Origin of the sequence: Nodosilinea sp. P-1105, assembly GCF_012911975.1 — a bacterium.
GTDB lineage: Bacteria > Cyanobacteriota > Cyanobacteriia > Phormidesmidales > Phormidesmidaceae > Nodosilinea.
Genome location: NZ_SMDQ01000191.1, coordinates 1 through 611, shown reverse-complemented (window position 1 = coordinate 611; position 611 = coordinate 1). Strand labels below are relative to the sequence as shown.

Annotated in this window: 1 pseudogene; it reads right to left on the bottom strand. The window is 53.4% G+C overall.

What is annotated here, in order from left to right:
- Positions 1 to 99: 99 nt before the first annotated feature.
- A pseudogene (locus E1H13_RS26720) lies at positions 100 to 611 on the bottom strand (tyrosine-type recombinase/integrase); the annotation flags it as partial.

Here is a 611-nt window from a genome sequence, read left to right as displayed (position 1 = left end):
AGTTCTGTGTGGTCACCGTTCGACTGAACGGCTTAATGTAAGAGCATAGTGGGGCGACTCCCCGCCGTCAACCGTAGCGTCACAATTGCCCTTGCCCCCCTACCCATCCAACGGACTGCGCACCCCCCGCCCACCCCGATTCAGCACATGAGTATAGATCATCGTGGTTTTGACATCCTTATGGCCCAACAGTTCTTGAATGGTGCGGATATCGTAACCGCTCTCTAATAGGTGGGTGGCAAAACTATGGCGAAACGTATGGCACCCGATTCGCTTAGCAATGCCAGCCGCACGGACAGCTTGCTTTAGGGTTTTCTGTACCCCACTCTCATGCAGATGATGACGGCGAATGATGCCACTGCGTGGGTCGCGCGATCGCCCCGGTGAAGGAAACACAAATTGCCAAATCCAGGCGCGATCGGCATGGGGATATTTACGCTCTAGGGCAAAGGGCAGATAGACCGAGCCAGATGGGTTAAAAATGCTTCGACCTCTGCCCCGCCCATATCTTTTGGATGCTGCTTGTTATGGAAGAGAATGTACCGGCGAATCCATCCGACATAGCTTTGCTCGGTTCGATAGGAATAATGCTTTAGACGAATTACGTCGCG